A 14,417-nucleotide genomic window follows, 5' to 3' on the forward strand; every position below is an offset into this window, starting at 1 on the left:
GCGAGCGCCCCGACTGGCGCCGTCCGGCGCCTCGGCCCACTCCTCGCGCAGCCGCTGGGCGTGATGGGCGGGCCCGCCGGTGCAGTTATTGACTCGGCCCTCTGTGCAGGGTGTTCAGACGGCCACGGCTCGGACCCTGTCGCCGCACAGCTTGTTCAGGTCGACGACGTCGGAGGTGACGATGATGCGTGGCCCCGAGTACCCGAGCGCCGTGGCCGCCACGACCGAGTCGATCGCGTACTTGTGGCCGTGCAGGTTCGCGTTGCGCAACAGCTCGATGGCGCGCCAGCTAATGGTTTCGGTGACCGGCAGCACCTCTAGCCGGGATACGTGCCACCGGAACCGGTCCATGCGCAGCTTTGAGTGCCAGGCCTCGACGAGGGTCAGATTACTGACGGCCACCAAGGTGTCCTTGGACTGGGCCATGCGCACCAGGCCGGTCACCTGGGCGTCGTTATCCATGAACTTGGCCAGTCCCTGGCCGTCCAAGAGGAGAACGCCGTGGCTCAACTGGCGTCGCGCCCTTCCCACGCCGGTTCCCCCTTGCCGGCATGCTGCCCTTCGTGACCGTCGGCCATGGCTTCGGCTTCTCGGAAGACTGCGGCGGCCCAGCCCTGAACCTCCGCGGAGGGTGCGCCGATCTCTGCCTCTTTGGCCTGCAGCAGTTCTTCCAGTAGATCGCGCTGTATCTGCCGTTCGACCGCAGCGCTCACGTATGCGGAGAATCCGCGTGCTCCCACCCGTGCCCTGACGGCGGCGATGCGGCCCGCAGGCATAGAAACACTCACCTTCTGGGCCGGTCCCTCGTCGGGGATGTACTGCGCGGGAGAGTCCATGAGAAAAGTGTAGCAATGGAAGTAGCAAATGCCCCTCGGTCGTCTCGCTGCGCACTGCGAGACCCGCCGGATACCTCCCCGGCCGACGGCTGTCAGGCGCGCGGGCGGATCGCGTTCAGGCGGGCCGCCCGGCGGGTCAGGTGGTCGCGCTCCGCGAGGTTGGGGGCCCGGTGGGCCGCCTCGGCGTACAGGCGGGCCGCAGCCGACAGGTCGCCGTCGCGTTCGTGGAGGTACGCGGCCACCGCGGTGTGACGGGGGAGCGTGGCGTCGAGCTCCGCGAGCGCCGCCAGCCCGGCGCGCGGGCCGTCCGCCTCGCCGACGGCCACCGCGCGGTTGAGGCGGGCGATCGGGCTGTCGGTCAGGCGGACCAGCTCGTCGTACCACTCCACGATCTGCACCCAGTCGGTCTCCTCGGTGCTCTGCGCGTCGTCATGGAGAGCCGCGATGGCCGCCTGGGCCTGGAACTCGCCCAGTTGGTCGCGGGCGAGGGCGGGATGCAGGATGCCGATGCCCTCGGCGATCAGCTTCGTGTCCCAGCGGCTGCGGTCCTGCTCGGCGAGCGGGATCAGACTGCCGTCGGGGGCGGTCCGGGTCGCGCGCCGGGCGTGGTGGAGCAGCATCAGGGCGAGGAGTCCCGAGACCTCGGGGTGGTCGATGGAGGCCGCCAGGCCGCGGGTGAGGCGGATGGCCTCGGCGGCGAGGTCCACGTCGCCGGAGTAGCCCTCGTTGAAGACCAGGTAGAGGACCCGCAGGACCGTGCCGACGTCGCCGGGCCGGTCGAAGCGGACGTCGGAGACGGTGCGCTTGGCGCGGCTGATGCGCTGCGCCATGGTCGCCTCGGGGACGAGATAGGCCGCGGCGATCTGGCGTGTCGTGAGCCCGCCGACCGCGCGCAGGGTGAGCGCGACGGCGGAGGACGGGGTCAGGGACGGGTGGGCGCACAGGAAGTAGAGCTGGAGCGTGTCGTCCACCGCGGGGGCGGGGCCCGGCGCCGGTTCCTCCTCGACCCGGTCCTCGCGCCGGCGGCGGGCGGTGTCCGCCCGCGTCGCGTCGAGGAACCGGCGCCAGGCCGCGGTGACCAGCCAGGCCTTCGGATCCCGGGGAGGGTCCTCGGGCCAGGCGCGCACCGCTTCGAGCAGGGCCTCCTGGACGGCGTCCTCGGCCGCCGCGAAGTCTGCTCCGCGGCGGACGAGGATTCCGAGGACCTGCGGGGTGAGGCTCCGGAGCAGGGCCTCGTTCACGTCAGTGGCATTCGCCGATGGTGGGCGGCGCCGACAGGAAGGGACGCAGCTCCAGCCATTCGTGGATCGGCTTGCCGCCCGCACCGGGGGCCGCCGAGAGCTCCCCGGCCAGCTCGACCGCACGCTCGTAGCTGTCCACGTCGATCACCATCCAGCCGGCGATCAGGTCCTTCGTCTCGGCGAAGGGGCCGTCGGTGACCGGCGGGCGGCCCTCGCCGTCGTAGCGGACCCAGGTGCCCTCGGGGGCGAGCGCCTGACCGTCGACGTACTCGCCGGTGCCCTCCAGCCGCGCAGCGAAGTCGCTCATGTACTGGATGTGGGCCGTGATCTCCTCCGGCGTCCACTCGCTCATGGGGACGTCGTTGGCGGCAGCCGGGGCGCCGCGGTAGTGCTTGAGAAGCAGGTACTTGGCCATGATGGTCTCCTCCGTGCCGTGCGGCCCATTGTGGCCGCTTCCACAGAGGAGACGGAGCGGGGCACGGGTTCTCGACATCGACGGCGAAGTTTTTTCCGCGGGACTCGAAGAGCCGGTCCGGCCCGGTGAAGAGCCGGTCCGGGCCCGGCCGGGCCCGGACAAGACGATGGCCTGCACCACCCCGACGGGGTCGCGCAGGCCATCGTCCGCAGGCCCGGGTCTACCAGCAGCGTCCGGTCCCGGACAGGGCCTTCATCTGTTCACGCGTTACGGCGCGGCCGGCGTCAGGACGGCCTGCGCGGGACCACCCGGCAGCACGGGGGCGGCCTGCAGCGTGACGGTGCGCGCCGGAGCGGCGGGCGCTGCGGCCGGAGCCGCGGGCGCTGCGGCCGGAGCAGCCGGAGCAGCCGGAGCAGCCGGAGCCGCCGCCGGCGTGGCGGGCTGCGCCAGAAGCGGCTCGGCCGCCTGCTGGAGGGTCGTCGCGCCCCCGTTGGTCAGGACGACCGTCGGGTTGAGGATCCGAGTGAGCGAGACGTCCGAGACGTTGAGGCTGTCGAGGAGCGAGACCAGCGGGTCGGCCGCGTGGGCGGGTGCGCCACCGAAGAGGAGGACCGTGCCGGCCAGGCTGCCGATGACTGAGATTCGATTGATCTGCATGCTCGGGAAACGGGAAGGTGCCGCCCCCGGTCACCGCTCCCGCCCCGCCTTCCCTCGTTCGGCCCCGTCGATCCCCTCGTCCGGTCGCGAGAAGACCGGGAGCTCATACGTGTGTCCGGGCCGGGGAGGCGCGCGGGTGGGTCGTCCTCATGGCCCCGCCGGCCTTGGGCCGATGTGCTGAAGTCCGCGCGTGCCTCTGACACGCCTCCCCGCTGTGGGTCGAGTGTTGCTGCGGGTTTCGACCCAGTCCGTACGGGTTTCGACCCAGTTCGTAGACGCACACCTGATTCGGTTCCAGAAGGAGCATTGAGTCCTGAGTCCAGGACCCGATCTTCCCTCGGCCCGCTTCCCCGGCGGGCGGGATGGCTGACCACCGGTACGTTCGCGGCGCTCGCTCTCGTTGTGGCGGGCATCGCGAGCCCTGCCGCAGCCAGTACGTGGGCAGCCCAGCCGGCCGCGGCAGTGATCGCGGCGAGCCCGGAGGACGGAGGCGATGACTGCCCGCCCGACGGGCACGACGGGCATGACGGGCCGCGCGGGCACGAGGGACCGGACTGGCTCAAGGCCCCGCAGGTGGAGCGCTGGGCGGCGCAGCAACAGCAGAAGTCCGCCCCGTTCATCGCGCAGGGCGATGACCACGACAAGTGCAAGCCGGGTGGCCAGGGCCCGACCGGTCCGACGGGCCCGCAGGGTCCGACGGGTCCGCAGGGCCCGGCCGGAGCGACGGGGCCGCAGGGTCCGACCGGACCTGGCGGCGGGGCGACCGGTCCGACGGGTCCGCAGGGTCCGGCCGGTGCCGACGGCGCGGACGGCGTGGACGGTGCGACGGGTGCGACCGGTCCGACGGGTCCGACCGGACCTGGCGGCGGGGCGACCGGTCCGGCGGGTCCGCAGGGTCCGGCCGGTGCCGACGGCGCGGACGGTGCGACGGGTGCGACCGGTCCGACGGGTCCTGCGGGTCCCGCCACCTGCAGTGACGTCGACGCCTACGAGCCCAGCAACTCCAGCGAGGTCAAGGCCGTCCTGACCGACGGCCAGGTCGTCGGCGGCGTCCGCTCCATCCAGAATCCGGACACCTGGAACTGGCTGAACCTGACCCAGGGCACCAACGATGGTGCGGACCTCCCCGCCGGCGCCTGCTCCATCTCCGTGGCCTCCCAGGCGAACGACGTCTCGTTCCAGGTCCTGACCACGGGCAACCAGCTGTACGAGCGGAGGTGTGAGCTCCAGAACAACACCGACACCCTGGTGAACTGCACCGACGGCTGGGTACTGGTCACCCCGCCGCTGCCGGGGGTCGGGACCGCCCAGCGTGCCAAGCCGGCCCAGGGCATGGAGGCCCCCATGGACCCCAACCACCGCCGGAAGGACATGAAGTAACCGGCGCCCCACAGCTGATCGGGGCCTGACCGCTTGTGCCGTGTCCGGGTGCGCCCGGGCACGGCACAAGCATGCCCTCGGCTCTCGGCCAGTGAGCAGACGGAGACGGAGACCCGCCGCCTCAGACCCGCCGCCGCTGGTCCGGCAGGTCCAGCGTCTTGTCCCGCCAGCGGACGAAGAGGCTCTGCGCATCGCCGCTGTACGACCACGGGACCCGCGTGGCCCGGTTGTCCAGCAGGGCGAAGACGGCCGGCGCCTGCGCCTCCATGCCCGCGTGGACCAGACCGTGGGCCAGGTAGTTCAGGTCGGCGACGTCCTGGGCGTACGAGACCCTGCGCCGGGCGATCCAGTTGTCCAGCGCGTTGCGCAGGTCCCAGCGCGCCCGGTCCCCGCTCCAGTGGTAGGCCAGCCCGATCGCCGTGCGCCCCTCCGCCTCCATCTGGTGGCGGTACTGCTCCGCCCGCGCCACCTGCGGCAGCACCACGAGCGGCGAACCGGCCGGGGCGTAGACGGCCACGTCCCAGGCGAAGTTGTTGGCCTCGCCGTTCGAACCGTGCCAGCGCGAGGAGAGGTAGCGCAGCGCCTGATGGTGGGCTTCCCGGTGGTAGGGGTCGCGGGCACGGAGCTCGTTCCACCAGTGGCCCATGTTCGGGTCGCCGCAGTCGTACAGCCTGGCGAGCGTCACGAGGGAGACGTACGGGTACGGGTCCTCGGGCGCCAGATCGGCGGCCCGCAGACAGAGCCCGGCCACCTGGTCCAGGCTGTCGTTCGCGGGCATCGCCCCGCTGCGCGCCGCGGCGAAGGTCCGCATCACCTCGGTCTCCGCGCGCAGCACGGCCGCGTCCGCACTGGTGGGGTCGGCGGCGTACCAGACGTCCACGGTGCGCCGGCTCGCCGCCGCGTCCGCGAGCAGCCGGATACGGTGCGCGCGCCGGTCCCAGTCGCCCGGGGGGTGCTCGGCCAGGAGGTCGCGGGCCCCTTCCCAGCGGCCCATCACCATGTCCTGGCGGCACTGTTCCAGGCTCCGGTCGCCGTACGCCTGGTCGTAGACCGGTGCTCCGGAGCGGCGGCGGCGCGGCCAGGGTGCCATGGACTTCCCTCGGATCGGTGGGGGTGGACGGCCCCCGCCCCGACGCGGGGTGCCGGTGCGGGGGCCGGCGGCGGGGCGCTTCGTGTCGTCAGAAGTCGGTGAGCACGTCGTCCCGCCGTTCGGCCGCCGCGAGGCCCGGTCCGGGGACCCGTCCGGAGCCCTGTTCCTCGTAGAAGGCGTCCTGGCCGGGATCCAGCGGCCTGGGCCTGAAGTACGAGACCCCCTGCAGCCGGGAGAAGGTCATCGGGATCAGACCCAGCGCGAGCGCCCCGAGACCGATGGCGAGGGCGCTGCCCGTCAGTTCCGGAACCGACATGGCGAAGATCCAGATCATGAACAGCGCTCCGCCGAGCGGCCAGAGCCCGACGAAGACGAAGGTGCCCACGGAACGGAACAGCACCCGGCGATGCGCGACCACGGCCGCCAGGCCGGCGAGGGCGTAGTAGAAGGCGATGTGCAGGCCGATGCCGCTGACGGCGTCCCGTACGAACTGCGTGCCGGAGCCGGCCGTGACGGAGACGGTGACGAGGAGGAGCGCCACGGCCGCCACGGTGGCCGTGGCGACGGCGGGCGTCTGCCAGTCACGGTGGATGCGGCCGAACACGGCGGGCACGGTGCGGTCACGGCCCATGGCGAAGAGCGTGCGGGTCGCCTGGAGGAGGCTCGTCTCCAGGGTGGCGATCATGGACAGCATGACGGCGAGGACGAGCAGGCGGCCGCCCCAGCCCGGCCAGACGGCGTCGCCGAGCACGGAGAGGAAGCCGTCGGGGTTGCCGCGTACCGCGTCCGCGCCGATGAGGATGTTGGTGGCGATGGTGAAGACGACGAAGATCGCGAAGGACAGCGCGACTCCGATCAGGCCGCCGAGGCCGAAGGAACGGCGACTGGTGCGGGTCTCCTCGGTGAGGTTGCTGGCGACGTCCCAGCCCCAGTAGCTGACGCCCGCGATCAGCGCGCCGGCGACGAAGCTGTGCGAGGCGTCGAAGTGGCCGAAGCCGAACCAGGAGAGCGAGAAGTCGGCCGCGTTCCCGTCCTTGGCCAGGGCTGCGACGGCGAAGGCCAGGAGCAGCACGAGCTGAACGCCGGTGAGGACCCGGCGCGTGTACGGGCCGATCCGGGCACCCTGCGCCACCACGCCCGCCATGAGCAGGAACCAGCCGGCGCCGACGGCCGTGGCCAGGCCGGTGTGCGCGGCCAGGTCGGGGCTGACGAGGGCGAGCGTGGCACTGCCGGCCGGGAGGGTGGCGGACACCAGGAAGGCCGTCGCGGCGACGACCAGGGCCCAGCCGCTGAGGAAGCCGAGGAAGGGGTGCAGGGTGCGCGCCACCCAGGCGTAGCTCGCCCCGGCGTTGACGTCGAGACGTCCCAGATGACGGAAGGCCAGCGCGATGCCGATCATCGGTATCGCGCAGTACAGGAGCACGGCGGGGCTCGCGACCCCGACGGTGGCGATGAGCGCCGGGATCGTCGCGGCGACGGTGTACGCCGGCCCGCAGCCCGCGACCGCCATCACGATGGAGTCGAACGTCCCCAGGGTGCCGGCCTGCAGGCCACCCCCGTCGCTGCCGGCCCTTTTGCTCACCACTGGCTGCGCCCTTCTGAGCCCTGTACGAGGGCTAGATCTTGCCCGCGGTGGTGGCGGGGACACAAGGGCTACTCTTCTGTTTCTTTTGTTCAACTACCTATTGAGGGCTGGGATTGGTAGTTCCGGTGGCCAGGTGCTTCGGATTTCGTTGTCCGTGGCAGGTGGTGGGGTGGCGGCTTCCGCGGGGCGGAAACGTCTTCGGTGCGCACCGGGGCTCGGGGGCCTCGATGCGCACCGAAGGGTGGGTGGGGCTGGGTCAGCAGGAGGGGATGCGGTTCAGGTTCGCGGCGTAGCGGGCGGAGATCCAGCCGCGGCCGTCGGCGAGCTTGTACCAAATGGCGTTGCCGTCGACGGAGGTGCCGTTGGTCTTGCACTGCACCTGGACCTCGGTGCCGTGCTTGATCACGCCGGTCTTCCCGTAATGGGTGCCGGGGCCGGTGCGGACGTGCAGCTTGTCGCTGACAATGCGTGCGGTCGACTTCCCGGGCTTGTTGCCCTTGCCGCCGTGGTCCTTGCCTCCGTGGTCCTTACCGCCGTGGCCGTGGTCCTTGCCGCACTTGCACTTGCCGGGCTTGCCCTGGTCGCCCTTCGGGCCCTGCTCGCCCTTCGGTCCGCCCGGTCCGCGCGATCCCGTCGGTCCGGCCGGGCCGGTGTCGCCCCGGTCGCCCTTGTCGCCCTTGGGTCCGCCGGCCGGGCCGGATGGGCCGGAGTCGCCCTGGGGGCCCTGGGGTCCGGTCGGTCCGGGTACGCCCGCCGGGCCGGTGTCGCCCGTGTTGCCGGTGTCGCCCTGGGGGCCCTGGGGTCCCTCGGGTCCGCCCGGTCCGGGTACTCCCGCGGGTCCCGTCGGGCCGGGGTTGCCCGTGTCGCCCTTCGGGCCGGCGGCCCCGGTGTCGCCCTTCGGGCCGCCGGACGGCCCGGTGTCGCCCTTCGGGCCGGGTGCGCCGGTGTCGCCCTTCGGGCCTTGGGGGCCTCCGGCCGGTCCCTGGTCGCCCTTCGGACCTGCGGGGCCGGTGTCGCCCTTCGGACCCTTCGGCCCGCGGTCGCCCTTCTCGCCGCGGTCGCCCTGGTCACCCTTGTCGCCCTTGGGGCCGGGGCGGCCCGGCTTGCCGTGGTGGCCGGGCTTGCCGTCGTGGCCCGGCTTCCCGTCGTGCCCGTCGTGCCCGTCCTGCCCGTCGTCGCCCTTGGGGCCCGTCACTGGGGTGGACACCGCGTACAGACCGGGCGACGATCCCGCAGCCGCCCACTCGCCGCCGTCGAGGGTCGTGCCCTCGGGGGCGTCCGCGTCCACCCGTACGAGTACGCCCAGCCGGGTGTCGCTCTCCGCCGGGAAGGCGAAGCCCGCGCGGGTCCCGGCGTCACAGGTCAGCTGGCGGGCGTTGCCGGAGAGGGTGCAGGGCGCGCCCGCGCGGTCGCCGTTCCAGTAGAAGCGGGCCTCGGGGAAGGTCGTCCGCTCCGGCGCGGTGATCCGGAAGCTGCTGCTGAGCGCCGGATCTCCGCCGGTCTCCGCCACGATCACCACACGGCCGGTCTTTCCGGCGGCGATCGAGGGGACGTACGGCTGGGAGAACCGGATGTGCGGCGAGCCGGCGGCGAAAGCCGGCACGGCGGGCAGCAGGCAGGTCGCGGTGACGGCCGCGACGACCAGGGCGGCCGACGTGCAGCGGGAAGCAGACAAGGGTGTTTCCTCCGCGAGGAAAAGCGACGGAACCGGAGGGCGACCGCCGAATGCGGTCTTCCGGTGGACAAAAGTCCCGACACCAGTTAAAAGCCGACAATGCGAACCAGACGGGTGCGACGCGTAACCGATCACTCGGCAGCCGCGTGAATCCCTCCGTCCGCCCGGACCAGGACGTACGCCGCCTCGCGCGCCCGCACCGCCGCCCCGGGGCCCGGATCCAGTGCCGCGACCACCGTCGCCCCCTCGACCAGCAGCAGCAACTGCTCCGCCAGACCCTCCCGGCCCGGCCCGGCGACGCCGGCCAGCAACGCCCGTAGCTCCGCCTTGTGGCGGCGTACGACGTCCAGCACTCCGGCGGGACCCGTACCCAGCTCCCCGTACGCGTTCAGGAACGCGCAGCCGCGGAAATCCGGCTCCGAGAACCACCGCGCGAGCCACTCGAAGACTGCCCCGACCGGGTCGGCCTGCCCCGCGACCGCTGCGCGCAGGCTCGCCATCCAGCGGCCGTCGCGGCGCTCCAGGTAGGCGGTGACCAGGGATTCCTTGGCCGGGTAGAGGCGGTAGAGCCGCTTGAGCGGGATGCCCGACTCGGCGCGGATCCGGTCCATGCCCACGGCCTGGATGCCTTCGGCGTAGAACAGCGCCTCCGCGGCGTCGAGCAGGCGGGTGCGGGCGTCTTCGTCGTTCATCGGGGCGGCGGGCATGAAAGCAGCGTAGACCAGAATCGCTTGCGCGGAGAACGCACGTTCTCTAGGCTCGGGCAGCGAGGAGAACGACCGTTCTCAATGCCATCCCCCTCCCCGTCCCCATCCCCGCCCCCATCCAGTCGATGTCGAGAGGTGTCCCCTCGTGCCTGCCACTCCTTCTTCTTCCTCCGTTCCTTCCGTGCGACCGCCGCTGCCGCCCTTCACCGAGGAGTCCGCCCGCGCCAAGGTGCAGGCCGCCGAGGACGCCTGGAACAGCCGCGATCCCGAACGCGTCTCCCTCGCCTACACCGAGGACTCCGCCTGGCGGAACCGCGACCGCTTCCTGACCGGCCGCGCCGAGATCCGTGCCTTCCTCGCCGACAAGTGGGAGCGCGAGCTGGAGTACAGGCTGCGCAAGGAGCTGTGGGCGTACACCGGCAACCGCATCTCGGTGCGCTTCGAGTACGAGTGGCACGACGCGAGCGGTCAGTGGTGGCGCAGCCACGGCAACGAGCAGTGGGAGTTCGACGCCGCGGGCCTGATGCGCCGTCGCGAGGCCAGCATCAACGACGTCCCGATCGAGGAGTCGGACCGCCGCCTCTGAGGCCGAAGGCGAGGCGATCGCGGTGCGTAACCCCCTCCCCAGCCCTCGGAGTTATGCTGGCAGGGACCCTTGGGAGGCAGTGTGACCGAGCGCAAACCGCCTGGTGTCAGCTTCGAATCCTTCGTGGACCGCCAGATCAGACAGGCCGAGGAGCGCGGCGAGATCGAGGATCTGCCCGGCTTCGGCAAGCCGCTGGCCTCGCTCGACGCCCCGTACGACGAGCTGTGGTGGATCAAGGGCAAACTCCACCGCGAGGGCTTCGCGGTTCTTCCGCCGGCGCTCGCACTCCGCAAGGAGGCGGAAGACGCCCGCGAGGCGGTCAAGGCCGCCCGCACCGAACGCCAGGTCCGCGACCTCCTCACGGAGGTCAACGACAAGATCCGCGCGGCCCTGCGCAGGCCGCCGCCCGGCCCGCCGCTGCACCTCAAGGAATTCGACGTCGAAGCCGAACTCGCCCAGTGGCGGGAATCCCGGGAAGCCCGCTGATGGTTGTCCCGTAGTGGCCGGGCGTTTCGCCGGTGCGGCGAAACGGTTGGCGTGCGGGGTCGACGGAAGCGGGTAACGTCTTTGTCATGTTCTTCCAGAGGCCGATTTACGAGTGAGCGCGTGATGGGCCCCCGCTGACGTCCTTCGACGCCACTGCCACTGCCCGTCCCTCACTGACGCATCCGTAGATCACTTCGCACCATTACCGGGAGAACCCGTGACCGTGAGCAAGAACATCAACAACCCCGTGGGTCAGGGCGGCGGCCAGCGCAAGAGGCAGTCCCGCGCCGAACGGCAGAACAACGGGCCGCACCGCAACCTCGACCGCCAGGGTGCCGCCGACCTGAAGGCGGAGCTGCTGCGCAAGATGCGCGAGAAGGCCGTCGCCGCCGAGGGTGCCGAGCCGACGGGCGACACCGCCGCACAGGGCTGACGCACACCGCCGCAGGGCGGCAATCGCACAGGGCAGGGCCCGGACCGCAACGCGCGGTCCGGGCCCTGCTGTCGTCGCCGGCCGCCCGACAGCGGAGCTCCCCATGTCCGTCGTCACAGTCGAAATCTTTAGACTTCATGAGAACATGTGCCGCACATAGGTTCCCCACAGGTAACACTGGGCCTGCGTCCGTGGACCGATTCGGGGGCTTTTCTCTCACTGCAGGGTGTCGCCGGTGGCGGCACGGAGGTTTCACATGCCCCAGCCTGGGCTCAAGACCAGACTCGCGGCCCTCGACGGGCTTCGCTTGGTCGCCGCGCTGATGGTGGTCCTGTACCACTACGCAGCTCTGAGTCGCCCCTGGGGCCACGACCCGGTCACGATCTTCCCGACCCTCCACCACTTCGCCCAGTTCGGGTGGCTCGGGGTCGAAATCTTCTTCCTGGTCAGCGGCTTCGTCATATGCATGAGCGTCTGGGGACGCACGGTCGGCGACTTCGCCATATCGCGGGTCTCCCGGCTCTTCCCGGCCTACTGGGTCGCCGTGCCCTTCACCGCGCTGGTCGTGAAGGCATGGCCGGAGATCCACTCCATACGCGGCTGGGACGACGTCATCGTCAACCTGACGATGCTGCAGGCCGGCAACAACACCCGGAACGTCGACGACGTCTACTGGACGCTCTTCGTCGAGCTCAAGTTCTACGTGCTGATGGCGGTCGTCGTCCTCTGCGGAGTCACCTACCGCAACATGGTCATCTTCTGCGGGGTCTGGACCGTGGCCGCGGCGCTGGCGCCCTCACTCGGCTTTCCCCTGCTGGCGGCCTTCGCGATGCCCGTGTACGCGCCGTTCTTCATCGCCGGCATCGCCTTCTACCTCATGCGCCGCTACGGGTCGAACCCCATGCTGTGGGGGATCGTCGTGATGCAGCTGCTGCTGTCCCAGCGCTACTTGCACTACCGGATGGAGAGCAGCCTGGGCAAGGTCGCGGCCAACCTGCTGCCCAGCTGGCCCGTGCGGCTGATCGTGATCGCCGGCTTCGCCGTGATCGCCGCGATCGCGCTGGGCGCCTTCGACAAGGTGCAGTGGAAGTGGCTGTCGACCGCCGGGGCGATCACGTACCCGCTCTATCTCATCCACATGTACATCGGGATGACCCTCATCCACCACTTCCGCAACCAGGCGCCCGCAGCGGTCCTCCTGGTCTCGGTGACCGTACTGATGATGGTCGTCGCATGGCTGATCCACCGGCTCGTGGAGCGCCCCCTCAGCAAGTGGCTCCGCGACGCGATGCGACGCGGTGTGGACGACGTACGCCGCAACACCCCCGCCCGCAAGCACCCCCGCAACAGCCCCGACACCGAACTCCCCGCCCCGGCCGCCAGGCGACCGGCAGAGCGCGAGGCCCCCGTCACCAGCCGCATCGGCTAGGCCGTCTCTTTCGGATCTTGCCGGTCAGGCCCGTGTCGTCCGGTGCCGTGCCTCGGCGCGCTGCCGGGGCTCCCGGTCAGGGTCTGTCCGCCCGCAGTGCGGTCAGGGTCTCGGTGACGCGGTCCGCCTGTTGGGTGGCGCCGCGGAGGTTCGGGTGGAGAACGGTGCAGGCCTCGCCGCGGGCCGGGATGGAGCGGCAGAGCTCGGAGGGCGGGTCGCTCTGCTCGCCCGGCCCGGTCAGGCTGTCCTTGATGCCGTACATCCAGCGCTGCTCTCCGCTCGCGCACACCCCGTGCCCGGTGCTGGAGGAGTACGTGTCCACGTACACCGCGCCGCTCCGGCGGGCCTGCTCCCGCAGGAGGGTGTTGAGCCGGCGCTCCAGACTGTCGAGCCAGGGCATATCACCCTTGGTGACGGTTCCGAGCTGGTGCCAGGACCCCCAGCCGCAGCCCGCGGACTCGTCCACGACGGCCGGATACCCGACGACCGCCACCCCGGCGCGCGGAGCGCGCGTGCGGATCTCCTTCAGCAGGGCCGCGAAATCGGCCTCCAGCGCGGTGAACCGGGCGTCGAGCCCCGCGGCGCCCCCGCCCCGCGCGTAGTGATCGGTGCACGGGCTCCCCGTACCGAAAGAGACCAGGCCGCGCTTCACGCACGTCTCGACGATCTCCGAGAAGCCCACGGAGTTGCCGCCGGCGCCGACCGTGACGAGGTCGGCGGCTGCCGTAACGGCGCTGATCTGCGGCGGCTTCGCGGTCCATCCGCCCGGTGGGGGCACGGATGGTGGCCCCTTCAGCTCGGACTGCGGACCCAGCAGCCCCGCTCTGACCTCGGCGGCGGAGCAGGTGACGTCGGTGAGCTTCAACTTCAGCCGCCGCGCGGCCTGGTGCGGATAGTCCTGCTCGGAGCGGCCGCATCCGTCGGTGTTCCAGGGGCGCACGAAGGAGGCGGCGCTGTACGAGTCCCCGAGGGCGACGTAGGAGAGCGGGGCGGCCGGTGCCTGCGGCGCGGGAACGGCGGCGAAGGCGGCTGCCGCGGCAGCGGCGGTGGTGAGGGCGAGACGCATCATGACGGCGGTGCCTTTGGCTCGGGCGCCGCGGCTCTTCCGCAGCGCACATCACCAAAAGTAGCCGCGCCGACTACAGAGAGTAATCGTTTGGCGTTGTGTTCGTTCGATCGAGTGAACGGACGGGCTATGCCTGCTGGTGGGCCTGGGTGATCAGGTCCGTCGCGACCTCCAGGGCGGCCTGGCGGGTCTCCTCCGGGTCCCCCTCCACGTGCTGGAGGAACATCATTCCCGCATGGAGGGTGAACAGGGCGCTCACGCACCGCACTTGGTCGGCCAGCGGGGCGTCCTCCTGGCCGGTGCGGAGCAGCTCCACCAGGGCGAAGAGGCGCTTCTTCACCGTCTCGCCGATGCTCAGGTCCCGCAGTGAGGCCTGGTTCTCCTGCATGAAGCGGTACAGGGAGGCGCCGCCCGCCATCGCCTCGCTGTAGCGGCGCAGGACCTCCCGCTTCATCTCCAGCGTGCGCGGCTGCTCCTCCGCCCACCGGATCAGCTCGTCGATCGGCCGGGTCAGGTCGTCGAACAGGCTGATGATGATGTCTTCCTTGGTCTTGAAGTGGTAGTACAGCGCCGCCTTCGTGACCCCCAGCCGCTCCGCGATCTCCCGCAGCGACGTCTTCTCGTACCCCTGCTCGGCGAAGAGCTCCAGTGCGACGTCCTGGATGCGCTGCCGCGTGTCGCCGCGCCGCTGCTGTGGACTGCTGCTGGACATGACGCTCCCCTGATTACTTACTTGACGCCCGGCTAGTTACGGGTCTACCTTCCCCAGTGTAGTCAACTAGCCGGTCGGCAAGTAAGTCCCAGGGGCCGGTGCGTATGCGCCAGGGGAGT

Annotated in this window: 16 protein-coding genes; 5 read left to right on the forward strand and 11 right to left on the reverse strand. The window is 71.2% G+C overall.

Features of this window, described 5'->3' with window-relative positions:
• Nucleotides 1-114: 114 nt before the first annotated feature.
• From AC3IYI_RS25690 to AC3IYI_RS25710, 5 genes are all read right to left on the reverse strand, one after another.
• The gene (locus AC3IYI_RS25690; RefSeq protein ID WP_489405949.1) at nucleotides 115-510 is read right to left on the reverse strand and encodes a PIN domain-containing protein; all 396 of its coding nucleotides are present in this window, start codon (nucleotides 508-510) and stop codon (nucleotides 115-117) included.
• The gene (locus AC3IYI_RS25695; protein WP_489405950.1) at nucleotides 507-836 is read right to left on the reverse strand and encodes a hypothetical protein; all 330 of its coding nucleotides are present in this window, start codon (nucleotides 834-836) and stop codon (nucleotides 507-509) included. The genes AC3IYI_RS25690 and AC3IYI_RS25695 overlap by 4 nt, the downstream gene beginning before the upstream one ends.
• A 92-nt stretch (nucleotides 837-928) precedes the next feature.
• Nucleotides 929-2,077 carry an RNA polymerase sigma factor gene (locus AC3IYI_RS25700; RefSeq protein ID WP_489405951.1) on the reverse strand — a complete coding sequence of 383 codons (1,149 nt, stop codon included), beginning with the start codon at nucleotides 2,075-2,077 and terminating at the stop codon, nucleotides 929-931.
• Between the two features lies 1 nt (nucleotide 2,078).
• Nucleotides 2,079-2,492: a YciI family protein gene (locus AC3IYI_RS25705; protein ID WP_489405952.1), complete on the reverse strand. Its 414-nt coding sequence runs from the start codon at nucleotides 2,490-2,492 to the stop codon at nucleotides 2,079-2,081.
• 267 nt (nucleotides 2,493-2,759) lie between these two features.
• Entirely contained in the window at nucleotides 2,760-3,149 is a 390-nt protein-coding gene (locus AC3IYI_RS25710; RefSeq protein ID WP_489405953.1) for a hypothetical protein, read from the reverse strand.
• Nucleotides 3,150-3,455: 306 nt separating this feature from the next.
• On the opposite strand from AC3IYI_RS25710, the gene AC3IYI_RS25715 reads away from it, so the two are divergent.
• Entirely contained in the window at nucleotides 3,456-4,529 is a 1,074-nt protein-coding gene (locus tag AC3IYI_RS25715; protein ID WP_489405954.1) for a hypothetical protein, read from the forward strand.
• Nucleotides 4,530-4,650: 121 nt separating this feature from the next.
• Here AC3IYI_RS25715 and AC3IYI_RS25720 read toward each other — a convergent pair whose 3' ends face one another.
• The 4 genes from AC3IYI_RS25720 to AC3IYI_RS25735 all read right to left on the reverse strand — a co-directional run bounded on the left by AC3IYI_RS25720 (nucleotide 4,651) and on the right by AC3IYI_RS25735 (nucleotide 9,571).
• Entirely contained in the window at nucleotides 4,651-5,619 is a 969-nt protein-coding gene (locus AC3IYI_RS25720) for a hypothetical protein (RefSeq protein WP_489405955.1), read from the reverse strand.
• 88 nt (nucleotides 5,620-5,707) lie between these two features.
• Nucleotides 5,708-7,129: an APC family permease gene (locus tag AC3IYI_RS25725; protein WP_489411665.1), complete on the reverse strand. Its 1,422-nt coding sequence runs from the start codon at nucleotides 7,127-7,129 to the stop codon at nucleotides 5,708-5,710.
• A 331-nt stretch (nucleotides 7,130-7,460) separates the two neighbouring features.
• Entirely contained in the window at nucleotides 7,461-8,879 is a 1,419-nt protein-coding gene (locus AC3IYI_RS25730) for an SH3 domain-containing protein (RefSeq protein ID WP_489405956.1), read from the reverse strand.
• A gap of 131 nt (nucleotides 8,880-9,010) precedes the next feature.
• On the reverse strand, nucleotides 9,011-9,571 hold the full coding sequence (locus AC3IYI_RS25735) for a TetR/AcrR family transcriptional regulator (protein ID WP_489411666.1): 561 nt from the start codon (nucleotides 9,569-9,571) through the stop codon (nucleotides 9,011-9,013).
• A 196-nt stretch (nucleotides 9,572-9,767) separates the two neighbouring features.
• Here AC3IYI_RS25735 and AC3IYI_RS25740 point away from each other — a divergent pair, with 196 nt between their 5' ends.
• The 4 genes from AC3IYI_RS25740 (at nucleotide 9,768) to AC3IYI_RS25755 (ending at nucleotide 12,520) form a co-directional block, all read left to right on the forward strand.
• Nucleotides 9,768-10,172: a DUF1348 family protein gene (locus AC3IYI_RS25740; RefSeq protein WP_489405957.1), complete on the forward strand. Its 405-nt coding sequence runs from the start codon at nucleotides 9,768-9,770 to the stop codon at nucleotides 10,170-10,172.
• Nucleotides 10,173-10,253: 81 nt separating this feature from the next.
• Complete coding sequence (locus AC3IYI_RS25745; protein ID WP_489405958.1) at nucleotides 10,254-10,658, forward strand: DnaJ family domain-containing protein; 405 nt, start codon at nucleotides 10,254-10,256, stop codon at nucleotides 10,656-10,658.
• A gap of 217 nt (nucleotides 10,659-10,875) precedes the next feature.
• Nucleotides 10,876-11,091: a DUF6243 family protein gene (locus AC3IYI_RS25750; RefSeq protein ID WP_489405959.1), complete on the forward strand. Its 216-nt coding sequence runs from the start codon at nucleotides 10,876-10,878 to the stop codon at nucleotides 11,089-11,091.
• Between the two features lie 256 nt (nucleotides 11,092-11,347).
• Nucleotides 11,348-12,520: an acyltransferase family protein gene (locus AC3IYI_RS25755; RefSeq protein WP_489405960.1), complete on the forward strand. Its 1,173-nt coding sequence runs from the start codon at nucleotides 11,348-11,350 to the stop codon at nucleotides 12,518-12,520.
• A 76-nt stretch (nucleotides 12,521-12,596) separates the two neighbouring features.
• Here AC3IYI_RS25755 and AC3IYI_RS25760 read toward each other — a convergent pair whose 3' ends face one another.
• Together AC3IYI_RS25760 and AC3IYI_RS25765 are read right to left on the reverse strand one after the other, a co-directional pair.
• A complete protein-coding gene (locus tag AC3IYI_RS25760; RefSeq protein WP_489405961.1) occupies nucleotides 12,597-13,589 on the reverse strand; it encodes an SGNH/GDSL hydrolase family protein in 993 nt (330 codons plus the stop codon).
• Nucleotides 13,590-13,713: 124 nt separating this feature from the next.
• Nucleotides 13,714-14,298 carry a TetR/AcrR family transcriptional regulator gene (locus AC3IYI_RS25765; protein ID WP_489405962.1) on the reverse strand — a complete coding sequence of 195 codons (585 nt, stop codon included), beginning with the start codon at nucleotides 14,296-14,298 and terminating at the stop codon, nucleotides 13,714-13,716.
• Nucleotides 14,299-14,417 lie beyond the last annotated feature (119 nt).

Source organism: Streptomyces sp. GL_148 (assembly GCF_057834205.1).